We start from the raw sequence: 20368 nt of genomic DNA, 5'->3' as shown, positions 1-20368 counted from the left end.
CTCCCCGGGACCGGACCATCCTACCCTTTGGCCAGGGCCACGAAGCGCCCCTCCAGCGCGGCCGCGCCGTCCTCGACCTGCGCGCAGACCGTGATGCGCGCCCGGCCGCGCTTGTCGAACAGGGCCAGGAAGCCGTCCCAGTCCTGGTCCGGGGCCGCGCATGCACTGGCGTCCAGGTCGGCGTACACCGGCGCGCGGTAGCGGATGCTGCTGTCGGCCACGTACACCTCGGCGTCGTGGCCGGCCTGCGACAGGCGCAGGCTCACCAGCGCCCAGCCGGCCAGGGTCATCACCGAGGCCAGGCTGCCGCCGAAGGCGTTGCCCTTGTCGTTGACGTTGGCGGCCAGTGGCGCGCGCAGGCGCAGGGTGCCATCGGCATAGCCGGCGATGCGGATGCCCATGGCCGCGACCGGCGGCATTGCATCGAGGGTGGCCTGCAGGCGGAGCAGCAGGGCGTCGCGGTCGGGGTATCGGGCATGGGGCGTGCGGGAACGGGAAACGGAAAGCGCCCGCATAATGCATGGAATGAACAGCCGCGCCTATGTGCCGGCCGACACGGCCTGGTACCTGATCTCCCTGCGTCCTTCCGGGCAGCACGATGGGCTGCGCCGCGCCGCCGCGCGCCACGGCGCACGCACCGTGGCGGTATCGCCGTGGCGGCTGCAGCCGCGCGACGACGCCAGCACCCGCGACCAGCTGCGGCAGGCGCAGGCCTGCGACCTACTGGTGTTCACCAGCCCGGCCGCGGCCGCAGCCGCGGCGCGGTTGCTGCCGCTGGGGCAATTGAAGGCCGGCAGCCTGGTCGCGGTCGGCCAGGGCACCGCCCGCGCGCTGCGCCGCCATGGCGCCGGCGTCGTGGCGGCGCCCACGCGCATGGACAGCGAAGGCCTGCTGGCGCTGCCGGCCATGGCCGACCTGCATGGCAAGCGGGTGGCGCTGGTCACCGCCCCCGGCGGCCGCGGCGTGATCGCCGCGCAGGTGCAGGCACGCGGCGCGCAGCTGCTGCGCGTGGATGTGTACGAACGCGTACCGCTGCAGGTCCCGGCCGCGCAGTGGGCGCGCCTGCAGGCGCTCGATGCCCCCGCGGTGCTGGTGGTCAGCAGCGGTGAGGCGCTGGAACGGGTGCTGCCGCAGGTGCCGCCGGGCTTGCGCCGCCGCTGGCAGGAACAGCCGCTGGTCGCCGCCAGCACGCGGCTGGCGGCGCTGGCGACGACGCTCGGTTTCGCCCATGCAGGCGTGGCCGCGGGCCCGCTGCCGGGCCAGCTCGCCGCCGCCGCGCGCGACGCCCTGTTCCCGCCCGGCGCGCCCTGAACGCCTGCGCGGCTTGCAGCCGCGCTGCATCGCGGGTGATGCTTGAAGCGCACCGCCGCTGCCCGCCGGGCGGCCTGCCAAGGATGCCGTACCCCCATGAACGACGATTCCTCACCTTCTTCGCGGCGCCGGCTGGCGCGCTGGATCATCGCCCTCCTGCTGTTGCTCGCGCTGGCCGCGGCCGCCGGGTTCGGCTGGCGCAGCTGGCAGGCCGGCCAGCGCGCGGCCGCGCACGCACGGGCCGCCGCCAGCCAGCAGGTGGAGGCGCTGCAGCAGATGGTGGACGCACTGCGCCGCGACCAGCGCGCCAATGCGCGCGGCCTGCAGGACGTGGCCGCCACCAACCGCGTCCTGCGCGACGAAGTGCTCGGCCTGGGCCAGCGCAACGCGCTGCTGGAGGAGAACGTGGCACGCCTGGCCGACCATTCGCACCAGGGCGCGCAGGCCGCGCGCCGCGAGGACGCCGAACTGCTGCTCAGCCAGGCGCAGCAGCGGCTGGTGTACGCCGGCGACCTGGACGGCGCCCGCCGCCTGTATGCGCTGGCCGCCGGCGTGCTGGAAAGCATGGACAGCCCGGGCTACCTGAACCTGCGCCAGGCACTGGTGCAGGAACGCGCTGCGGTCGATGCGCTCGGCCCCGGCGTGCGGGTGCGCGCCGCCGGCCAGCTCGCGCAGTGGACCACGGCCCTGGACGCGCTGCCGGAACAGAACGCGGAGCTGGCCGACGCCGAACCCGCATGGTGGCAGCAGATGCTCTCGCCGCTGGTGCAGATCCGCCCGGCCGACCCGCAGGTACTGATGGCGCGCTCCGAGCGTGTGGCCGCCACCGACGCACTGCAGATCGAACTGAGCCTGGCGCGCGCGGCGCTGGAACGCGGCGACACCCAGGGCTGGCAGCTGGCGCTGCAGCGGGTTGACGGCTGGCTGCTGCGGCTGTGGCCGGATTCACCGCAACGGCGCAGCCAGCGCCACGCACTGGCCGAACTGCGCGGCATCGACCTGCGCATCGCGCTGCCCGAACTGGGCAGCACCCTGCAACAACTGCGCGCCATGCGCGAGGGGAAGGTGGCGCCATGAATGCATTCCGTTCGTTGTTGGTCCTGCTGCTGGTGGCCGCCATCGGCATCCTCGGTGCGCAATGGCTGGGGCAGGAATCGGTACGCGGGATCGGCGAAGTGATCGTGCGCGCCGGCGGCAACGATTACATCGCCACGCTGCCGCAGGCACTGCTGGCGCTGCTGATCGCCGGCCTGCTGCTGTGGCTGCTGTGGACGCTGCTCAGTGCGCCGTTCCGCAGCTGGGCGCGCTACCGCCGCCGGCAGGGACGCGCACGCCTGATCGACGGCCTGCAGGCGCTGGACGGCGGCCAGTGGCAGCGCGCCGAGAAGCTGCTGGCCAGCGCCGCCAGCGAGAAGGAAGTGCGCGCGGTCGCGCTGGCGGCGGCGATGCGCGCGGCCGAGGCGCGCGGCGACAGCGCCAGCGCCGGCCAGTACCTGCAGCAGTTGGGCGTGCAGAACGCCACCCTGCACGCGTTGCACAGCGCCGAGCGCTGGCTGCAGCGCGGCAACCCGCAGCAGGCCATCGAAGCGCTGGACTTGTCGGCGATCCAGCCGCTGCCGCCGCGCGGGCTGTGGCTGCGCACCGATGCGCTGGCGCGCGCCGGCCGTGCCGAGGAGGCCTACGGCCAGCTTGGCGCGCTGCGCCAGCAGCAGGCGCTGCCCGCCGACGCGCTGGCCGCGCTGGAAACCCGCCTGGCCCTGCAGATGCTCGACGAAGCAGACAACGTCAACGCACTGGCCGCCCGCTGGGAAGTGCTGCCCAAGGCGCTGCGCGCCACCCCGAGGCGGTGGCGCGCTACGCCCGGCGTGCGGTGGCGCTGAACTGGAACGACACCGCCCTGCACAGCATCGAACAGGCCCTGGACAACCACTGGGACGACGGCCTGATCCTGCTCTACGGCGAACTGCCGGTGGACAAGCTCGACTCGCGCCGCGCCAGTGCGCAGCGCTGGCTGCAGTCGCATGCGGCCAGCCCGGCGCTGCTGCTGATCCTGGGGCGGCTGGCGCGCGGCCAGGGGCAATGGACCCAGGCCGAGGAGTTCCTGCACCGCGCCATCGCCCAGGGCGCCGGCGCCGACGCCTGGGAGGAACTGGGCGAAGGCTTCGCCGCCGCCGGCGATGACGTGCTGGCGCGGCAGTGCCTGCTCAATGCGGTGCACCACCGCCACGGCCACGCGGCGCAGCCGCTGCAGCGGCGCGACCTGCGCCAGCGGATCCAGGACCAGGCCGTGGCCGAGGCCCGCGACGCGCACGGCTTCCCGCGGCTGCCGGACTGACACGGGTAGAATCCGCCGCCCGCCCCGCGCCGCCCGGTTGCAATGAACATTCCTGCCGATATCCACGCCCGCGTCGTGGAACTGACCGACCGCATCATCGACGCCGGCCAGTCCGGCGCGACCGACGCCGCCGAACTCGCCTACGCCGAACTGCGCGGTTACTGCGAATCGCTGGCCGCCGCCGGCCGCGACCATCCGTTCCTGTGGGAAACCCTGGGCGATTTCACCGGCGATGACCGCCTGGCCATCGCCCTGTACCTGCGCGCGCTGCCACTGGCCACCGCCGCCGGGGCCGCCGGCTACGCCGCCTCGATCTGCCTGGCACTGGCCGAACGCCATTCCAACCTGGACCAAGCGGATGCGGCGCGCGACCACGCGCTCCAGGCCGATAGCTTCGCCCGCACCACCGACGACCTGCCGCTGCGGCGGCAGATCAGCCAGTTCCTGCTCGACCACTCGCCGGCGGCGGACACGCCCTGAGCGGCCGCGACGGGCGCGTTCAGTCGCGCCGGTACGGGTAGCGCGGCAGCCGTGCCAGCAGCCGCGGCGAGACGCCGCCATAGACCGCCAGCTCGCGGGTGATCCGCCGCGGCTTGAGGAGGCGCATTCCGATCAGGCCCCAGAACAGCATCACGAAGAACGCCAGGCTGCCCAGCAGCACCGTGGTGCCGGTTTCCGGCACGAAGCCGGCGATCAGCGGCAGCGGCGACAGCCAGGCCATCAGCATGAAATGCCGGCGCTGGCGCTGGTGCGCGGCGCACAGCCCGACCTGGTGCTGGCCCTGCCTGCGCACGATCAACGCGACGATCAGGTAAATGATCATCTGCAGCAGGATCAGCAGGTACAGCCAGGGCGAATGCCAGTAGAAGCTGCGCTTGCGGTAATCCACGGCCGGCTCGCCGCATTTGACGCAGTAGCGTGGCAGCTCGGCCTGCGGCCGCGCCAGCAGGTCGGGTCCGTCACGCCAGCAGTCTTCCGTGCCGCCGCTGCGCTCCAGTGCTGGCGGCAGCACCGCGCTTTGCGGTGCCGCGTACGGATTGAACGCGTTCGTTTCAGGCATATTCCCTCTCTCCATGATGGATCAGGGCGCAGGCACGCCCCGCCCGAACGCTCAGCGATCGCCTTCCCCGGCGCGCGCATCGGCATCGGCCTCGCGGGCCGCTTCGGCAGCCGCGGCGGCCGCCATCGCCGCCACATCCGCAGTGGTTGCGGCCGCCATTCCCACCGGCGCTGCGGAAGCATCGGCCGCCGAGGCCGCGTCTTCCACGGAACCGGGCGCCGGGCCGGCCGCGGCAGCCGCCGGCGCATTGGCATCCACCGCCATCGTCGACCGGCTGTCGCCGGCGTCGATGAGCTGCAGCTGTTGCGCGATCTCGGCGGCGAACTGCCTGGCCACCCGCTCGCGGTCCGGCCCGGTCACCAGGGCTTGCACCTGCGGCAGCAGGCCGTTGAAGCGCGCCCGCGCCGGTTCGAACCGTGACAGGCGCCGCTCCCATTCGCCCAGCAGCATCTGGCAGTACAGCCACTGGCCATCGCGCGCGGCCTGGCCATCCGGGCATTGCCGGGCGAACGCGGCCGACGCGGCGGCCACGTAGCGCGGGTACTGCGCCGGTGAGGCCTGCCAGCTCGCCCGCTGCAGCGCACCGGCCTGCTCGGCGGCCGGCGCACCGATCACCCGCAGCAGCTGCGCCAGCCGCCAGTAACTGGTTTCCGTGCCGCGCAGGCGCTGGTAGTCGGCGCTCTGCACGTAGGTGCCCAGCGCCTCAAGCTCGGTCTTGTCGAAGGCCTCGCGGAACAGCAGGAAGCCGTTGCCCGGGCACTCCACCAGCGGCCACGGCGACTGGATGGCGCCATGGGCGCGCCCGTCCAGGAAATGGCCGAACGAGGTGCCCGAGCCCATGGTGCTGGCGCTGAAGCGCTCGCCACCAATCGGGCACACATAGTCCACCGTCATGAACGTCATCGCCGCCGCCGGCGCGGCCAGCGCCGCCAACAGCACGCCCAGCCCCCTCGTGATGCGTTTCATGTCCCGTCCCTGGTCTCCGCCGAAGCGCCGACGATAGCAGTCGGTCAGGTATCCCGGCAGGGGGCAGGGGGCGCGGATCAGCGGCGCGCGGCGGCGTGGCCGGACGCGCCGGTGCGTCCCCGGCGAGACGCGCATGGCTGCCACCGCCGGTCACGCGCTGGACTGGCGGCGCCCCGCTGCCCGGGGGTTGCCCGGCTCCCGGCGCACCCGGGCGACGACAACGCCACCGGCCGGTCGCGGCGGCCGGCGTGGAACGGATCGGAACAGGCCATGGCCGCGGCATGCAGCGCGCGGAAACCGGAGCGGTCGCCGGCACGGCATGGGGGCTTCCCGGGCGAGCAGCGCTTCGACCGCGTCGCCGTGGAGCGCCGGCGGCGGATCAGCGCTCGATGATCGCCACCACGCCCATGCCGCCGGCGGTGCAGATCGACACCAGCGCGCGGCCGCCGCCGCGTTCGGCCAGCTCCTTGGACACGGTGGCGACGATGCGCGCGCCGGTGGCGGCGAACGGGTGGCCGGTGGCCAGCGACGAACCCAGCGGATTGATCTTCTCCGGGTCGATGCGGCCCAGCGGCGCGTCCAGGCCCAGGCGGTTGCGGCAGTAGTCCTCGCTCTCCCACGCACGCAGCGTGCACAGCACCTGCGCGGCGAAGGCCTCGTGGATTTCGTAGATGTCGAAGTCCTGCAGGGTCAGGCCGTTGCGGCGGAGCATCTCCGGCACGGCGATGGTCGGCGCCATCAGCAGGCCCTCGCCATGCACGAAATCCACCGCCGCCACCTGCGCGTCGCGCAGGTACGCCAGCGGTTCGTGGCCGTGGGCGCGCGCCCATTCCTCGCTGGCCAGCAGCACCGCGGCGGCGCCGTCGGTCAGCGGCGTGGAGTTGGCCGCGGTCAGGGTGCCGCGGCCGGAGGTCTTGTCGAACGCCGGCTTCAGCGTGGCCAGTTTCTCCAGCGAGGTGTCCGGGCGCAGGATGTTGTCGCGCTCGACCCCGCGGAACGGGGCGATCAGGTCGCTGAAGAAGCCGCGCTCGTAGGCGGCGGCGAGCTTGCGGTGCGAAGCCACCGCCCACTCGTCCTGCGAATCGCGCGAGATGTTCCACTCCTTGGCCATGTCCTCGCAGTGGTCGCCCATGCTCTTGCCGGTGCGCGGCTCGGCCACGCCGGGGAACTCGGGCTTGAGCTCGGACAGGCGGAACCCGGACAGCAGCGCCTTGAGCTTGTCACCGGTGGTCTTGGCGCGGTTGGCGGCCAGCAGGCGCCCGCGCAGCTTCTTGCCGTAGACGATCGGCACGTCGGAGGTGGTGTCCGAGCCGCCGCCGATGCCGGAGTCGATCTGGCCCAGGGCGATCTTGTTGGCCACGGTGATGATGCTGTCCAGCGAGGTGCCGCAGGCGCGCTGCAGGGTGATGCCCGGGGTCAGCGGCGACAGTCCGGAGGACAGCGCGGCCTCGCGGCCGAGGTTCCAGTCGCTGGGATGTTTGATCACCGCGCCCATCGCCACTTCGCCCAGCTGCTGCCCGTGCAGGCCGAAGCGCTCGACCAGCGCGCCGAGGGTGCGCACCGACATGCCGAGATTGCCGACGTCCGCATAGGCGGTGTTCTGGCGGCAGAACGGGATGCGGACACCACCGAGAATGGCGACGGGACGGGCGCTGGACATGCGGTTACCTTGGCTGGTGGGGGAAGGCGACGCGGACCTGCCTGCGGCAGCAGGCATAATGGACATTGAGTGTAGCTTCGAGCCTGTGACGGGCCAACCGCGAACCATGAGCAATCCCAACCCCGACATGAACGCACTGGGCGTGATGGCGCTGGAGCTGGCCGGTGGCCAGCAACCGCGGCTCGCCGCGCTGCCCTCCAGCCAGGCCGGCGAACTGGCCGCGCTGGTCGGCCGCGACCTGCAGAAGCTGGTGCCGCAGGCCAGCGGGCTGGACCTGGTGCTGGCCGCGGCGCATTTCGATCCGGCCGAGGTGCTGCGCCCGGGCTGGCCGGTGCACCGGCGCCTGGAGGAACTGCAGATGCGCGCGCCCGGGCGCAACCGGGGGCCGCGCCTGCTGGCGTTCGGCGCCGATGCGTCCGGCGACGTGCCGCTGCCGCTGCAGGCCGACCCGGCGCTGACCGGTGGCGGCCTGCGGGTACTGCCGTTCGTGCTGACCGGCAGCGACGCCACCCTGCTGGCCGAGACCCGCGACGCGCTGGAAGACGTGCTGCTGGCCAACGGCATGGCCCAGGCCGATACCGCCCTGCTGGCGCAGGACGCCTTCGGCGCGCAGATCGAGCACGCGCGCTATTTCACCGTCAACGACCTGGCCGCGATGATGGCCATGCAGTACGACAACCAGGGCCTGGCCGGATTGTGGCCGCTGCTGGAGACGGCGATGTTCTCGCCGCAACGCGAGCAGTGGCTGGACGCCGCGCCCGAGCCGCTGCTGCGTTATACCGGCAGCGAGGTACGCATGGCGCTGTTCGACCCGGCCGGCTGGTGCGCGCACTATGCGCAGGACAAGAACGACTGCGACCGCCTGCAGCGCATCTACGAGCAGTACCTGATGCGCCAGCGGCAGATGGCCGCGGTGCTCGAGGCGCACGGGCTGGACGTGCTGTACGTGCACGTCGAAGCCGGCCAGGACGCACGCGAGGTGATGGCGCACTGATCGCCGGCAACCGCCGGTCCGCAACGCAGAACGCCGGCTGATGCCGGCGTTCTGCGTTCGTGCCGCCGATGGCGTTACTGGGCCTTGGCGATCACCGCGCAGGCCAGGCGCGCGCCGGCGTTGCCGGTGGGCTGGCTGTGGTAGTCGTCCGGGTCGGCATGGACGATCAGGCCGCGGCCGATGATGTCGAAGCCGTCGCCCTTGCCGGCATTGACGTTGCTCGACACCGGGCCATCGACATGCGCATTGCCCTGCGCGTCGGCGACGATGTTGGGCATGTCGCCGCCATGGTGCGCGGCCGCATCGATGCTGCCGTGTTCGGCATTGCCCGGGTTGAAGTGGCCGCCGGCGCTGCTGCCGTCCGGCGCACTGCAGTCGCCCTTCTCGTGGATGTGGAAGCCGTGCTCGCTGCCCGGCTTGAGCCCGCTGATGTCGCCGCTTGCGTGCAGCTTGCCGTCGACCACGGTGAAGCGGATGCTGCCCTTGACCGTGCTGTCCTTGGTCGGCTGCAGGTCGGCGGTGGCGACGGCCGCGGCGGTGGGCGCCATCGGCGGCGGCGCGGCCGGATCGGCGGCGGGCGCCGGCGCCGGGGTTGCGGTATCAGCCGGCGTGGCGGCCGGCTCGGCGTCCTGCTTGCAGGCGCTCAGCACCAGGGCGCTGGCAAGGAACAGGCTGGTGTGGATCAAACGCATCGTCGTACTCCCTTGGTTGAACTGGATCGGCCGGACCACCGCATTCAGCGGGTGACGCGGACCACGCCGCAGGCGACCCGGGCGCCGGCGTTGCCCGCCGGCTGGCTGTGGTAGTCGTCGGCGTTGGCATGGACCACCAGGGCACGGCCGGCGATGTCGTTGGCCGCGCCGCCACCAAGGGTAACCCCGCGCAGGCGTACGTCCACGTGTACGACGCCTTCGGCATTGGCCTGCAGGTTGTCCATGTCGCCGGCATGGTGCGCGCCGCCACCGGCCCGCCCGTGCGGCTGTGCGGCGGGATTGAAGTGGCCGCCGGCGCTGCTGGCATCGACCGCGCTGCAGTCGCCCTTTTCGTGCACGTGGAACCCGGCCTGGCCGCCACGCGGCAGGCCGCCGATCACGCCGCTGATGTGCACGCCGCCGGCTTCAGGCACCAGCGCCATGCGGCCACTGACCAGGCTGGCCGATGCCGGCGCCAGGTTGGCCTCGGCCAGCTGCGCGGTGCCCATGGCCGGCGGGGCCGGTGGCGCTTCCGGGCGCGCCGGCGGGCGCGTGCCGCAGGCGGCGAGCAGGGCGGTGGCGGTGATGGCGGGAAGACGAAGACGCATGTGTCACTCCTTGCAGGGTGCGGGCCGGGCGGCCTGCGCATGCCCACGCAGGCATGCCGGCGTGGCCCGGTGTATGCAACGGGGCAAAGATGCCCGTTCGCCGCGCCCGGGTCGAGCGGGGCCAGCGCAGGCGGCAGTCACCGCGTGCCCGCTTCCGCCAGCGCGGCCGCCTCCACCTTGGCCAGGGTGTCGCGCACGTCGCGCAGCACCGCCTGGTTCTGGTCGCCGTAGACCTTGCGCATGGCCCGCAGCGACTCGTTGGCATGGACGCGGGCGGCCTGGGTCCGGCCCTGCGCCAGCTCCGCTTCGGCCAGCCCGCGCAGGATTTCCGCGGTGACGTGGTTGTCGCGCCCCAGGGTACGCCCGGCGATCTCCAGCAGCGCGCGCTGTTCCCGTTCCGACGCCTCCGCCTGGCCGTCGGCCAGCAGCCAGTTGGCGTGGTTGTGGCGGGTGATCACCGCGGAAAAGGAATCGGTACCGTAGCGCGCGGCATTCCACTCCATGGTCGCGCGGTAGTAGGGGCCGGCCTCCCTCACCTTGCCCTGCTCGCGCAGGGCGCTGCCGAGCATGCCCAGGGTGCTGACGGTAAAGCCGTTGTCGGCGCCGTACAGGCGCTCGTAGATGGCGGCCAGCTGCCGCAGTTCCGGCTCGGCGCCGGCGAAATCGCGCTGCTGCAGGCGCGCGACCGCCAGGTCACGGCGTGCCGCCAGGGTCTGGGGGTGTTCGCGGCCATGGACCCGGGTCCGCTGCCGGATCACCTCATCCAGCAGCGCCATGGCGCGCGCGTAGTCACCGCTGGTGGACAGGATCTCGGCATAGCGCTTGGCGGCGTCGAGCCGCTGCGGGTCATCGGCCGGCCGCTGCCGCGAGAGCCCGTCGAACGCCTCGCGCGCCAGCCGCGTCGCCGCGTCCGCCTGGCCCTGCACGAACAGCACCCAGGCCCGGCGCGACTGCATGTCCAGCGCCAGCCATCGATGCGCGGCGGGGCCACGCTGGGCCCGGGCGATGCCCTCGACGAATGTCGCGTCCGCCTGCTTGAGGCGGTCCGACAACAGGTAGGCCTGGCCCAGCACCTGCATCGCGCGCAGCTCCTGGAACTGCAGCCGGCCGGGGTGGGCCGCAGCCAGCGAGCGGATCGACTGCAGGTGCGCGATGGCGCGGTCGTACTCTTCCAGGCCGACCTGGTTGACCGCGATGATCAGTTCCACGTCGGCCAGGATGTCCGGATAGGCCGCCAGCTCCCGCACTGCACGCTGCGAGGCGTCGTCGAGCACCCGCAGCATCAGCGTCTTGTCCATGTCCTGCGAAACCGCCGGATCGACGCTGTCCAGCACCGAGGCCAGGAACTCGGACGTCACCCTGGCCCGCGCCGCCTCCTGGCGCGCCTCGCGCAGCGACCAGGTGGTCGCGGCCAGGCCGGCGACCAGCGCCACCGCCACCGCGGCCGCGGCCGCCACCGCCAGCCGGTTGCGGCGCACGAAGGTACGCACGCCCAGCCATCGCGCCGGTCCGGCCGCATGCGGTGGATAGTGCGCCAGCCAGCGCCGCAGGTCGTCCAGCAGCGACGACACCGAGGCGTAGCGCGCGGCGCGCTCGGGCTGCAGGGCCTTGAGCGCGATCGCGTCGATGCCGTCGCGCAGGGCGCGCCGCAGCCGGGCCGGGGTGCTGCCGCGCTCGGCCGCCAGCTCGGCGCGCCGGGCCGGCGGCTGCTCGCGCAGATACCGCGACGGCGGCACGGGGGACGCTTCCGGCGGCGCGCCGCAGGCCAGCTCGTACAGCAGCGCCCCCAGCGAGTAAACGTCGCTGCGGGCATCGGTGTCGTTGCCGGGGCGGGCCTGCTCCGGGCTCATGTAGCCGGGGGTGCCGCCCCCGGGGCGTCGTCAGCGGCGGCGGCATCCATGGCGATGCCGAAGTCGATGATCTTGGGCAGCGGCTGGCCGTCGACCGCGGCGACCAGGATGTTGCCCGGCTTCAGGTCGCGATGGATGACGCCCTTCTGGTGCGCGTGCTGCACGCCTTCGGCGGCCTTGGCCAGCAGCTCGACGCGCTGGCGCAGGTCGACCCGGTGCTGGTCGCACCAGGCGGAGATCGGCTGCCCGTGGATGTACTCCATCACCAGCCAGGCGCGGCCGTCGGCATCGATGCCGGCGTCGTGGATCTGGGCGATGGCCGGGTGCTGCATCTGCGCCAGCAGGCGGCACTCGTATTCGAAATGCCGGTGGCGGCGTTCGTCCAGCGCGGTGGCGCGCACCAGCTTGAGCGCAACCTGGCGCTCGTAAGCGCCATCGGCGCGCCGCGCCAGGTACACCCGGCCCATGCCGCCGGCGCCGATCATCCGTTCCACCGCCCATGGCCCGAACCGCGTGCCCGGCATCACCTCGGCCTCGCTGGCCTGGGCCGCCACCTTGACCGCCTCGCGCAGCGGCGCGTGCAGGCGCGTGGGATCGGTATCGGCGGCCAGCAGCGCCAGCAGTTCGCGCTGCAGCTCCGGATCGTCACCGGTCTGCGCGTGGATGAAAGTGATCCGTTCGGCCTCGGGCAGTTCGGTGGCGCGGTGGAACAGATCGGTCAGGCGCTGCCAGGCGTCGGTGTTCAACAGCGCCTCGCATGCCGGCGGCGGGCTGCCGTCGCTATCGCGGACGGCGCGCGGCCCCGGCGTCGTGCCTGGGTGGCCGTGTCCTGACGTGGCGCCCGCATCTCCATGGGGGCCGATGATACACGCCCACCCGGCGCCGATCCGCCGGGTCGCGGCGGGCGCGCCGCACGGGTTCTTCAGCGCTTGCGGCCCGGCCCCAGCTTGCGCGTCAGCGTGTTGCGGCCGACGCCGAGCCGCGCCGCGGCATCGCCGCGGTGGCCGTCGGTGGCGGCCAACGCCGCGTCGAGCAGCACCGCCTCCATGCGCTCGCGCACTTCGGCGTGCAGGCCGCTGGCGCCCTCGGCCAGGCGTTGCCGCGCCCACTGCGCCAGCGCCTGGTCCCATTGCCCGGGCGCCGCCGCGGCCGCGCCGGGGCGGGCACGGCCGCCACGGGCCAGCGCCGCCTGCACGTCGGCCGCGGAAATGGTGTCGGCCACCGCCAGTGCCGCCAGCCGCCAGCACACGTTTTCCAGTTCGCGCACGTTGCCGGGCCAGTCGTGCTGGCGCAGGGCCTGCAGGGCGGCGGCGGACAGGCGCTTGGGCGGCATGTCCAGCCGCCGCGCGGCGTTGCCCAGGAACGTCGCGGTGAGCGTGGCCACGTCGTCCAGGCGTTCGCGCAGCGGCGGCAGCCACAGCCGCACCATGTCCAACCGGTGCAGCAGGTCGGCGCGGAAGCGGCCCTGCTCGACCAGTGCCTCCAGGTCCTGGTGGGTGGCGGCGACCACGCGCACGTCGACATGGATCAGTTCGCGCCCGCCGACGCGGAAGAACTCGCCTTCGGCCAGTACCCGCAGCAGCCGCGTCTGCAGCGGCAGCGGCATGTCGCCGATCTCGTCCAGGAACAGGGTGCCGCCATGGGCCTGCTCGAAGCGGCCGATGTGGCGCCTGGCCGCGCCGGTGAAGGCACCGGCCTCGTGGCCGAACAGTTCGCTCTCCAGCAGCTCGGCGGGAATGGCGGCGGTGTTGAGCGCGACGAACGGGCCGCGCGCGCGCGGCGATTCACGGTGCAGCGCGTTGGCCACCAGCTCCTTGCCGGTGCCGGTCTCGCCGTTGATCAGCACCGACAGTGGCGCCTGCGCCAGTCGCCCGATGGCGCGGAACAGCGCGCGCATGGCCGGGGTGTCGCCGATCAGCTGCGGCGCGTCGTCGCCCGCCGCCGGCGCCGGCACCGGTGCCGCGTCCACGCGCGGCTCCGGTTCGGGCAGCGCGCGCCGCGCCAGCTCCACCGCGTCATCCAGGTCGAACGGCTTGGACAGGAACTCATGCGCGCCGCCACGGAACGCACCGGCGGTGCTGGCCACGTCGGTGTAGGCCGACATCACGATCACCGGCAACTGCGGGTGCGCGGCCTTGAGCTTTTCCAGCAGCACCAGCCCGTCGTCGCCGGGCATGCGCACGTCGGTGAACAGCAGGTCGGGCGCCGGCTGCCGCGCCAGCGCGGCCAGTGCCGTGGCGGCGCTGTCGAAGCCCTCCACCGCGTAGCCGGCGTCGCGCAATGCGGTACTCAGGACGAAGCGTACCGCGCGGTCGTCGTCGACCACCCAGATCGTCGCCGCCGGGGGGACACGTCAGCCATCGGCCGCCTCCTTTTCCTCGCTGGCGACCGGCAACGGCAGCAGCAGGGTGAACACGGTGTGCCCGGGGCGCGAGCGGAAGCTCAGGGTGCCGCGGTGCTCGCGCGCCACCTGCTGGGCCAGTGCCAGGCCGAGCCCGGTGCCTTCGGCGCGGCCGCTGACCAGCGGCAGGAACAGGTGTTCGGCCAGGTCTTCGGGCACGCCGCGCCCGTCGTCGGCCACTTCCAGCCGCAGCGCCAGCGGCGAGGCGTATTCGGCGGTGCGCACGCCGTGCTCGACCCGGGTGCGCAGCACGATGCGGGTGGCGCCGGCCTGGATCGCATTGCGCACCAGGTTGAGCAGGGCCTGGGTCAGGCGGTCGGCGTCGCCGGCGAACTCGGGAATGCTGGGGTCGTAATCGCGCTGCAGCTGCAGGGTCCAGCCGGCCTCGTTCTCGGCCAGGCGCAGCACCCGCTCGAGCGCGGCATGGATGTTGAGCGGCGCGTGCGGCCGCTGCGGTGCCGGTGACAGCAATTGTTCGAGCAGGGTGTTGAGGCGTTCGATCTCCGCGCCGATCAGTTCGATCAGCTCGCCCTCCGCCGCATCGCGGTTGCCGGCGCGGCGCGCCAGCAGCTGCGCCGCGCCCTTGAGCCCGGCCAGTGGGTTGCGCAGCTCGTGGGCCAGGCCCTTGAGCGCCGCGCTGAAGGCGCCGGGCAGCACCTGCGCCGGATCGGGCGCGGCGAACTCGTCCACCGGGTGCGCTTCCAGCAGCCAGCCGCCGGCATCCAGCGCGGTCAGCCAGCCCTCGGCGAACCGCGAGCGCTCGCCCGGCAGGGCCAGCGCCAGCCGCGGCAGGCGCACGGCGTCGACGCCGTCCCAGCCCTGTGCCAGGCGCTCGGCGAGGTCGTCGCCCTGGCTCTCCAGCGATGCCAGCGGCTGCCCCAGCAGGCGCCGCACGCTGACCCCCAGCCAGCGGCAGAACGCCGGGTTCGCGCCGGCGATGCGGCCGTCCGCCGCGGTCCACACCAGCGGCGTGGCCAACAGCTCGGCGGGGGGCGGGAGGGCGGTGTCGTGCATTGCACCAATGTAGTGCAAAGGCGCCTGCCGTGCCGACTGCGACGGGGCCGGCGGCGTGCAGCCGTCCGGCCCGTCGCGCTCAGGCCTCGTAGGCCGATTCGCCATGGGTACTGATGTCCAGGCCGGTGCGCTCGGCTTCCTCGCTCACGCGCAGGCCGACCAGCGCGCGCACCACCAGCAGGACCGCCGCGGTGACCGCCGCGCTCCACAGCACGGTGAAGCCGACACTGACCGCCTGCACCCACAGCTGGTGGGCAATATCCAGGCCCGCCTTGGTGCCGCCCAGCGACTGCGCACTGAACACGCCGGTCAGCAGCGCGCCGACGATGCCGCCGACACCGTGCACGCCGAAGACGTCGGCGGTGTCGTCCGCCCGCAGCAGGCGTTTCAGGCCGGTGACGCCCCATACGCAGAGCATGCCGGTGACCAGGCCGATCACGATCGCGCCCAGCGGCCCCACCGTGCCGCAGGCCGGCGTCACCCCGACCAGGCCGGCGACCGCGCCCGAGGCCGCGCCCAGTGCCGAGGGGTGGCCCTTGGTCACCGCCTCCACCAGCGTCCAGCCCAGTACCGCGGCGGCGGTGGCCAGCAGGGTGTTGATGAACGCCAGCGACGCCACGCTGTCGGCCGCCGCCGCCGAACCGGCGTTGAAGCCGAACCAGCCCACCCACAGCAGCATCGCGCCGAGCCAGGTCAGTGGCAGGTTGTGCGGCTTCAACGCCACGTGCCCGTAGCCCAGGCGCTTGCCGACGAACCACGCCGCCACCAGCCCGGCGACGCCGGCATTGATGTGGACCACGGTGCCGCCGGCGAAGTCGATGGCGCCCATCGCCCCCAGCCGCCCCCCCAGACGCTGTGCGCCATCGGCAGGTAGCCCAGGGTGAACCACAGCGCCGAGAACAGCAGCACCGCGCGGAAGCGGATGCGTTCGGCGAAGGCGCCGACGATCAGCGCGGTGGTGATGCCGGCGAAGGTGGACTGGAACGCCACGAACAGGTAATCCGGCAGGCCGGCGATGGGGGTACCCCCACCGAGTCCGGGGTGAAGCCCTGCAGGAAGGCGAACCGGGTGAACGAGCCGAACAGCGCGTTGCCCTCGCTGAACACCGCGCTGTAGCCGTAGCCGACCCACAGCAGCAGTACCAGCGAGAACACCACCAGCACCTGGCTCAGCACCGACAGCACGTTCTTGGCGCGCACCAGGCCGCCGTAGAACAGCGCCAGCCCGGGCACCACCATCATCAGCACCAGCAGCGTGGAGGTGAGCATCCAGGCCACGTCGCCGCGGTCGAACGCCGGCGCGGCCGGCTGCGCGCTGGCTGCGAGCGGAAGCAGCGCCAGGGCCAGGCCGGCGAGCGTGGGCGACGGGCACAGACCACCGAGCCGGGCCCTGGGCCCGGTGAAAAATTGCGTTCGCATTGTCGACTCCGGTTGTGGGGGAAGCAGCCGGCGACCGGGCCCGTGCTGGCGGCTGGCCGCCACGGAGCCGGGCGTCAGCGGGTCTTCAGAGCGCGTCGGCGCCTGTCTCGCCGGTGCGGATGCGCACCACCTGCTCGAGCGGGGTGACGAAGATCTTGCCGTCGCCGATCTTGCCGGTGCCGGCGGCCGCCTGCAGGGTTTCGATCACCGCCTCGACGTTGTCGTCGGTGACCGCGGTTTCGATGCGGATCTTGGGCAGGAAATCGACCACGTACTCGGCACCGCGGTACAGCTCGGTGTGGCCCTTCTGGCGGCCGAAGCCCTTGACCTCGGTGACGGTGATGCCGGACACGCCGGCCGCGCCGAGGGCCTCGCGGACCTCGTCGAGCTTGAACGGGCGGATGATGGCGGAGATCAGTTTCATGCGCAGGTCCCGATGTGGAGGAGACCGGCCGCCGCGGGCCGGCATCGTGTCATCCAGCGGCCATGCAACGGCCGCTGGCGGTGCGCCGGATGCGCCGCGCGGCGGTGAGGCCTGGCCCGCGCGACGCGTTTCCGGGTTCTCTTGCCACTGCCTGGTAGTGCCGGGTTTGCCGCCGGGGGCGGCGATGGCGAAAGCGGGAGGGGAGGGACTTTGCCATCGCCGCCGTTGCCGGCAGCAAGGGGGTGCGGCGGCCGCGCGCAGGCGGCCGCCCGGCATCAGCTGGCGTAGTACAGCTGGTATTCCAGCGGATGGGTGGCGGCGCGGAACGCGGTCACTTCCTTCATCTTCAGCGCGATGTAGGCGTCGATGAAGTCGTCGCTCATCACCCCGCCGGCCTTGAGGAACTCGCGGTCCTTGTCCAGCGCTTCCAGTGCCTGGTCCAGCGAGGAGCAGACCTGCGGGATCAGCTTCTCTTCCTCCGGCGGCAGGTCGTACAGGTCCTTGTCCGAAGGAGCACCGGGGTCGATCTGGTTACGGATGCCGTCCAGGCCGGCCATCATCAGCGCGGTGAAGGTCAGGTAGCCGGACTGGATCGGGTCGGGGAAACGCATCTCGATGCGCCGCGCCTTCGGGTTGGACACCCACGGGATGCGGCACGATGCCGAGCGGTTGCGCGCCGAGTAGGCCAGCATCACCGGTGCCTCGAAGCCGGGCACCAGGCGCTTGTAGCTGTTGGTGCCCGAGTTGCTGAAGGCGTTGATGGCGCGGGCGTGCTTGAAGATGCCGCCGATGTACCACAGCGCCATCTGCGACAGGCCGCCGTAGCCGTCGCCGGAGAACAGGTTCTTGCCCTCCTTGGCCAGCGACTGGTGCACGTGCATGCCGCTGCCGTTGTCGCCGACCAGCGGCTTGGGCATGAAGGTCACGGTCTTGCCGTTGCGGTGCGCCACGTTCTTGATGACGTGCTTCATGCGCTGCAGTTCGTCGGCCTTGGTCACCAGCGTGTTGAACTTGGCACCGATCTCGCACTGGCCGGCGTTGGCCACCTCGTGGTGGTGCACCTCGACCTCGATGCCGACCTGGGTCAGCACCTTGCACATCTCGGCGCGGATGTCGTGCAGCGAATCGGTCGGCGGCACCGGGAAGTAACCGCCCTTGACGGTCGGACGGTAGCCGCTGTTGGCGCCGTCATAGTGCTTGCCGGTGTTCCAGGCGCCTTCCTCGGAGTTGATCTTGAAGAAGGTGTGGCCCATGTCGTTGGCGAACTGGACCGAGTCGAAGATGAAGAACTCCGGTTCCGGGCCGAAGAACGCCAGGTCGGCGATGCCCGAGGACTTCAGGTAGGCCTCGGCGCGCTTGGCGATGCCGCGCGGGCAACGGCCATAGCCCTGCATGGTGGCCGGGTCGAGCACGTCGCAGGTCAGCACCAGGGTCGGGTCGGCGTAGAACGGGTCGACGTAGGCGCTGGCCGGGTCCGGCATCAGCACCATGTCCGATTCGGCGATGCCCTTCCAGCCGGCGATCGAGCTGCCGTCGAACATCTTGCCTTCCTCGAACAGCGACGGCTCGACGATGGAGACCGGGAAGGTCACGTGCTGCTCGATGCCGCGCATGTCGACGAAACGCAGATCGACGAACTCGATCTGGTTGTCCTTGATGAGCTTCTCGATATTTTCCAGGGACATCGGGCAAAACCTCGGTGGAAGTGGCGTGCGCTGTCTACAGCAACTCGCGTGCCAACTTCCGCAGGCAGGCAACTCCTTGTTTTCAAAGCATTGCGTTGGGCTGCGCCTGGTCGTGATGCACCAATATGGTGCATTTCAGCCAGTCACGCACCAGACAAGTGCATGGCCGGCGATGCTCTATCCTTTGCCGGTCATTCGCCCGTCCACGCTCATGTCCGACCCGATTTCCGCTCTGCTGCTTGGCATCCTCGAAGGCCTCACCGAATTCCTCCCCGTTTCCAGTACCGGCCACCTGCTGATCGCCGAACGCTGGCTGGGCGCCCGCTCGGACTTCTTCAACATCGTCATCCAGGCCGGCGCCATCCTCTCCGTCGCCCTGGTGTTCCGGCAGCGGCTGTGGTCGCTGGCCACCGGCCTGGGTGACCCCGGCAACCGCGATTACGTGCTGAAGCTGGCCACCGCGTTCCTGGTGACCGCGCTGGTCGGCCTGCCGGTGCGGCTGGCCGGCTGGCAGTTGCCTGAGACCGTCACCCCGGTGGCTTGGGCGCTGGTGTTCGGCGGCGTGTGGATGCTGCTGGCCGAAGGCTTCGCCGCGCGCCTGCCCGACCGCGACAGCGTCACCTGGAAGGTCGCCGTCGGCGTCGGCCTGGCGCAGGTGGTGGCCGGTGTATTCCCCGGCACCTCGCGCTCGGCCGCGGCGATCTTCCTGGCCATGCTGCTGGGCCTGAGCCGGCGCGCGGCCGCCGCCGAGTTCGTGTTCCTGGTCGGGATCCCGACCATGTTCGCCGCCAGCGGCTACGCGTTCTTCGAGCTGGCCCGCCATGGCCAGCTCGCGCACGAGGCGTGGAGCGACGTCGGCATCGCCTTCGCCGCCGCGGTGGTGACCGGTTTCGTCGTGGTGAAGTGGCTGCTGGGCTACATCAAGCACCATCGCTTCACGGGCTTCGCGGTATACAGGTTGGCCTTGGGCGCCGCATTGCTGCTGTTCCTGCCTGCTGGACACTGAATGCGGATAGCCGCCGATAACCCCGGCGGCCAGCGTCATGCGTTCTGCCCTCCGTCCTTTCCACCTGCTTCCCGAAGGAGTTCCCGATGAAGCGCATCCTGCTGCTGGCCCTGCCCGTCGCCCTGATGGCCGCCTGCAACAAACCCGCCTCCAGCGACGCCCCGGCCGCTGCCAACCCGCCCGCGGCCAGCACCGCAGCGGCCGCTGCCCCTGCCCCGGTGGACGGCAAGCAGCTAGGCGCCAACCACTGGGTGCTCGACACCGCTACTGACAGGGCCGGCAAGCGCATCGATGCCTTGTTCGCGCGCGCCGACAAGCCGGTCACCCTGGACTTCGCCGATGGCCGCCTGGCGGTGGACAACACCTGCAACCGCATGGGCGGGGGCTACACCTTGGCCGGCGACCAGCTCAGCGTCGCGCGCCTGGCATCGACGATGATGGCCTGCGCCGACCCGGCACTGATGGCGCTGGACCAGGCCGTGGGCAGCCGCCTGGAAGGCACGCTGAAGATCGGCCAGCCCGACGCCTCCACCCTGGTGCTGACCAACGCCGCCGGCGACGTGCTGCGCTTCCGCGGCGAACCGACCGCCGAGACCCGTTACGGCGGCCCCGGTGAAACCGTGTTCCTCGAAGTGGACGCGCATACCCAGCCGTGCCCGCACCCGTTGATCCGCGACAAGCAGTGCCTGCAGGTGCGCGAGGTGCAGTACGACGACAAGGGCCTGGAGCAGGGCAAGCGCGGCGCGTTCGCCAACTTCTACGACGGCATCGAGGGCTACAGCCACCAGGAGGGCGTGCGCAACGTGCTGCGGGTCAAGCGCTATGCGGTGAAGAACCCGCCGGCCGACGCGTCTTCGCAGGCCTACGTGCTGGACATGGTGGTCAGCTCGGAAACGGTGACGAAGTAACCGCGCTGCGCCACACCCCGGAAACGACGAAGGGCG

Annotated in this window: 16 protein-coding genes and 3 pseudogenes; 7 read left to right on the top strand and 12 right to left on the bottom strand. The window is 72.0% G+C overall.

Annotated elements, in window-relative coordinates:
* Nucleotides 1–20: 20 nt before the first annotated feature.
* Entirely contained in the window at nucleotides 21–515 is a 495-nt protein-coding gene (locus B1L07_00675) for a thioesterase (GenBank protein ID AUZ53889.1), read from the bottom strand.
* A gap of 10 nt (nucleotides 516–525) precedes the next feature.
* On the opposite strand from B1L07_00675, the gene B1L07_00670 reads away from it, so the two are divergent.
* The 4 genes and pseudogenes from B1L07_00670 (at nucleotide 526) to B1L07_00655 (ending at nucleotide 4126) form a co-directional block, all read left to right on the top strand.
* A complete protein-coding gene (locus tag B1L07_00670; GenBank protein ID AUZ53888.1) occupies nucleotides 526–1311 on the top strand; it encodes a hypothetical protein in 786 nt (261 codons plus the stop codon).
* A 96-nt stretch (nucleotides 1312–1407) separates the two neighbouring features.
* Nucleotides 1408–2388 carry a hypothetical protein gene (locus B1L07_00665; protein AUZ53887.1) on the top strand — a complete coding sequence of 327 codons (981 nt, stop codon included), beginning with the start codon at nucleotides 1408–1410 and terminating at the stop codon, nucleotides 2386–2388.
* Nucleotides 2385–3646 (top strand): annotated as a pseudogene (locus tag B1L07_00660) (porphyrin biosynthesis protein). Before B1L07_00665 ends, B1L07_00660 begins: the two are co-directional and overlap by 4 nt.
* Before the next feature lie 42 nt (nucleotides 3647–3688).
* On the top strand, nucleotides 3689–4126 hold the full coding sequence (locus B1L07_00655) for a hypothetical protein (protein AUZ53886.1): 438 nt from the start codon (nucleotides 3689–3691) through the stop codon (nucleotides 4124–4126).
* Between the two features lie 19 nt (nucleotides 4127–4145).
* On the opposite strand, the gene B1L07_00650 is transcribed toward B1L07_00655, so the two are convergent.
* The 3 genes from B1L07_00650 to B1L07_00640 all read right to left on the bottom strand — a co-directional run bounded on the left by B1L07_00650 (nucleotide 4146) and on the right by B1L07_00640 (nucleotide 7332).
* Nucleotides 4146–4706 (bottom strand): hypothetical protein, encoded by a 561-nt coding sequence (locus B1L07_00650; GenBank protein ID AUZ53885.1) that lies wholly within the window; start codon nucleotides 4704–4706, stop codon nucleotides 4146–4148.
* Nucleotides 4707–4757: 51 nt separating this feature from the next.
* Nucleotides 4758–5645 (bottom strand): hypothetical protein, encoded by an 888-nt coding sequence (locus B1L07_00645; protein AUZ53884.1) that lies wholly within the window; start codon nucleotides 5643–5645, stop codon nucleotides 4758–4760.
* Between the two features lie 406 nt (nucleotides 5646–6051).
* Nucleotides 6052–7332, bottom strand: coding sequence for an acetyl-CoA acetyltransferase (locus B1L07_00640; GenBank protein AUZ53883.1), 1281 nt, complete (start codon nucleotides 7330–7332; stop codon nucleotides 6052–6054).
* A gap of 106 nt (nucleotides 7333–7438) precedes the next feature.
* Between B1L07_00640 and B1L07_00635 the strand changes: the two genes are divergently transcribed.
* Nucleotides 7439–8326: a hypothetical protein gene (locus tag B1L07_00635; protein ID AUZ53882.1), complete on the top strand. Its 888-nt coding sequence runs from the start codon at nucleotides 7439–7441 to the stop codon at nucleotides 8324–8326.
* A 74-nt stretch (nucleotides 8327–8400) separates the two neighbouring features.
* On the opposite strand, the gene B1L07_00630 is transcribed toward B1L07_00635, so the two are convergent.
* The 8 genes and pseudogenes from B1L07_00630 to B1L07_00595 form a co-directional block, all read right to left on the bottom strand.
* Nucleotides 8401–9018: a superoxide dismutase gene (locus B1L07_00630; protein ID AUZ53881.1), complete on the bottom strand. Its 618-nt coding sequence runs from the start codon at nucleotides 9016–9018 to the stop codon at nucleotides 8401–8403.
* A 44-nt stretch (nucleotides 9019–9062) separates the two neighbouring features.
* Nucleotides 9063–9626, bottom strand: coding sequence for a superoxide dismutase (locus B1L07_00625; protein AUZ53880.1), 564 nt, complete (start codon nucleotides 9624–9626; stop codon nucleotides 9063–9065).
* Between the two features lie 137 nt (nucleotides 9627–9763).
* Nucleotides 9764–12225: pseudogene (locus tag B1L07_00620) on the bottom strand (hypothetical protein).
* 173 nt (nucleotides 12226–12398) lie between these two features.
* Nucleotides 12399–13808 (bottom strand): nitrogen regulation protein NR(I), encoded by a 1410-nt coding sequence (locus tag B1L07_00615; protein AUZ53879.1) that lies wholly within the window; start codon nucleotides 13806–13808, stop codon nucleotides 12399–12401.
* A gap of 21 nt (nucleotides 13809–13829) precedes the next feature.
* Complete coding sequence (locus tag B1L07_00610) at nucleotides 13830–14891, bottom strand: PAS domain-containing sensor histidine kinase (GenBank protein AUZ53878.1); 1062 nt, start codon at nucleotides 14889–14891, stop codon at nucleotides 13830–13832.
* Nucleotides 14892–14970: 79 nt separating this feature from the next.
* Nucleotides 14971–16309 (bottom strand): annotated as a pseudogene (locus B1L07_00605) (ammonia channel protein).
* 85 nt (nucleotides 16310–16394) lie between these two features.
* Entirely contained in the window at nucleotides 16395–16733 is a 339-nt protein-coding gene (locus B1L07_00600) for a transcriptional regulator (GenBank protein AUZ53877.1), read from the bottom strand.
* Nucleotides 16734–17008: 275 nt separating this feature from the next.
* A complete protein-coding gene (locus tag B1L07_00595; protein ID AUZ53876.1) occupies nucleotides 17009–18418 on the bottom strand; it encodes a type I glutamate--ammonia ligase in 1410 nt (469 codons plus the stop codon).
* 211 nt (nucleotides 18419–18629) lie between these two features.
* Here B1L07_00595 and B1L07_00590 point away from each other — a divergent pair, with 211 nt between their 5' ends.
* On the top strand, nucleotides 18630–19424 hold the full coding sequence (locus tag B1L07_00590) for an undecaprenyl-diphosphatase (protein AUZ53875.1): 795 nt from the start codon (nucleotides 18630–18632) through the stop codon (nucleotides 19422–19424).
* An 86-nt stretch (nucleotides 19425–19510) separates the two neighbouring features.
* Nucleotides 19511–20332: a hypothetical protein gene (locus tag B1L07_00585; GenBank protein ID AUZ53874.1), complete on the top strand. Its 822-nt coding sequence runs from the start codon at nucleotides 19511–19513 to the stop codon at nucleotides 20330–20332.
* The last annotated feature ends 36 nt before the right edge of the window (nucleotides 20333–20368 follow it).

It is taken from the genome of Stenotrophomonas acidaminiphila, from assembly GCA_002951995.1.
Taxonomy (GTDB): Bacteria; Pseudomonadota; Gammaproteobacteria; order Xanthomonadales; family Xanthomonadaceae; genus Stenotrophomonas; species Stenotrophomonas acidaminiphila_A.
Note: the sequence above shows the minus strand (reverse complement) of the source record. Positions and strands in the feature narration are given on the sequence as shown.

Bases quoted from the DNA above. Each gene is read 5' to 3' on its own strand.
- B1L07_00635 (AUZ53882.1), top strand. From the start codon at position 7,439: ATGAGCAATCCCAACCCCGACATGAACGCACTGGGCGTGATGGCGCTG.
- B1L07_00585 (AUZ53874.1), top strand. From the start codon at position 19,511: ATGAAGCGCATCCTGCTGCTGGCCCTGCCCGTCGCCCTGATGGCCGCC.
- B1L07_00670 (AUZ53888.1), top strand. From the start codon at position 526: ATGAACAGCCGCGCCTATGTGCCGGCCGACACGGCCTGGTACCTGATC.
- B1L07_00610 (AUZ53878.1), bottom strand. From the start codon at position 14,891: ATGCACGACACCGCCCTCCCGCCCCCCGCCGAGCTGTTGGCCACGCCG.
- B1L07_00650 (AUZ53885.1), bottom strand. From the start codon at position 4,706: ATGCCTGAAACGAACGCGTTCAATCCGTACGCGGCACCGCAAAGCGCG.
- B1L07_00590 (AUZ53875.1), top strand. From the start codon at position 18,630: ATGTCCGACCCGATTTCCGCTCTGCTGCTTGGCATCCTCGAAGGCCTC.
- B1L07_00600 (AUZ53877.1), bottom strand. From the start codon at position 16,733: ATGAAACTGATCTCCGCCATCATCCGCCCGTTCAAGCTCGACGAGGTC.
- B1L07_00630 (AUZ53881.1), bottom strand. From the start codon at position 9,018: ATGCGTTTGATCCACACCAGCCTGTTCCTTGCCAGCGCCCTGGTGCTG.
- B1L07_00665 (AUZ53887.1), top strand. From the start codon at position 1,408: ATGAACGACGATTCCTCACCTTCTTCGCGGCGCCGGCTGGCGCGCTGG.
- B1L07_00625 (AUZ53880.1), bottom strand. From the start codon at position 9,626: ATGCGTCTTCGTCTTCCCGCCATCACCGCCACCGCCCTGCTCGCCGCC.
- B1L07_00675 (AUZ53889.1), bottom strand. From the start codon at position 515: ATGCGGGCGCTTTCCGTTTCCCGTTCCCGCACGCCCCATGCCCGATAC.
- B1L07_00640 (AUZ53883.1), bottom strand. From the start codon at position 7,332: ATGTCCAGCGCCCGTCCCGTCGCCATTCTCGGTGGTGTCCGCATCCCG.
- B1L07_00595 (AUZ53876.1), bottom strand. From the start codon at position 18,418: ATGTCCCTGGAAAATATCGAGAAGCTCATCAAGGACAACCAGATCGAG.
- B1L07_00655 (AUZ53886.1), top strand. From the start codon at position 3,689: ATGAACATTCCTGCCGATATCCACGCCCGCGTCGTGGAACTGACCGAC.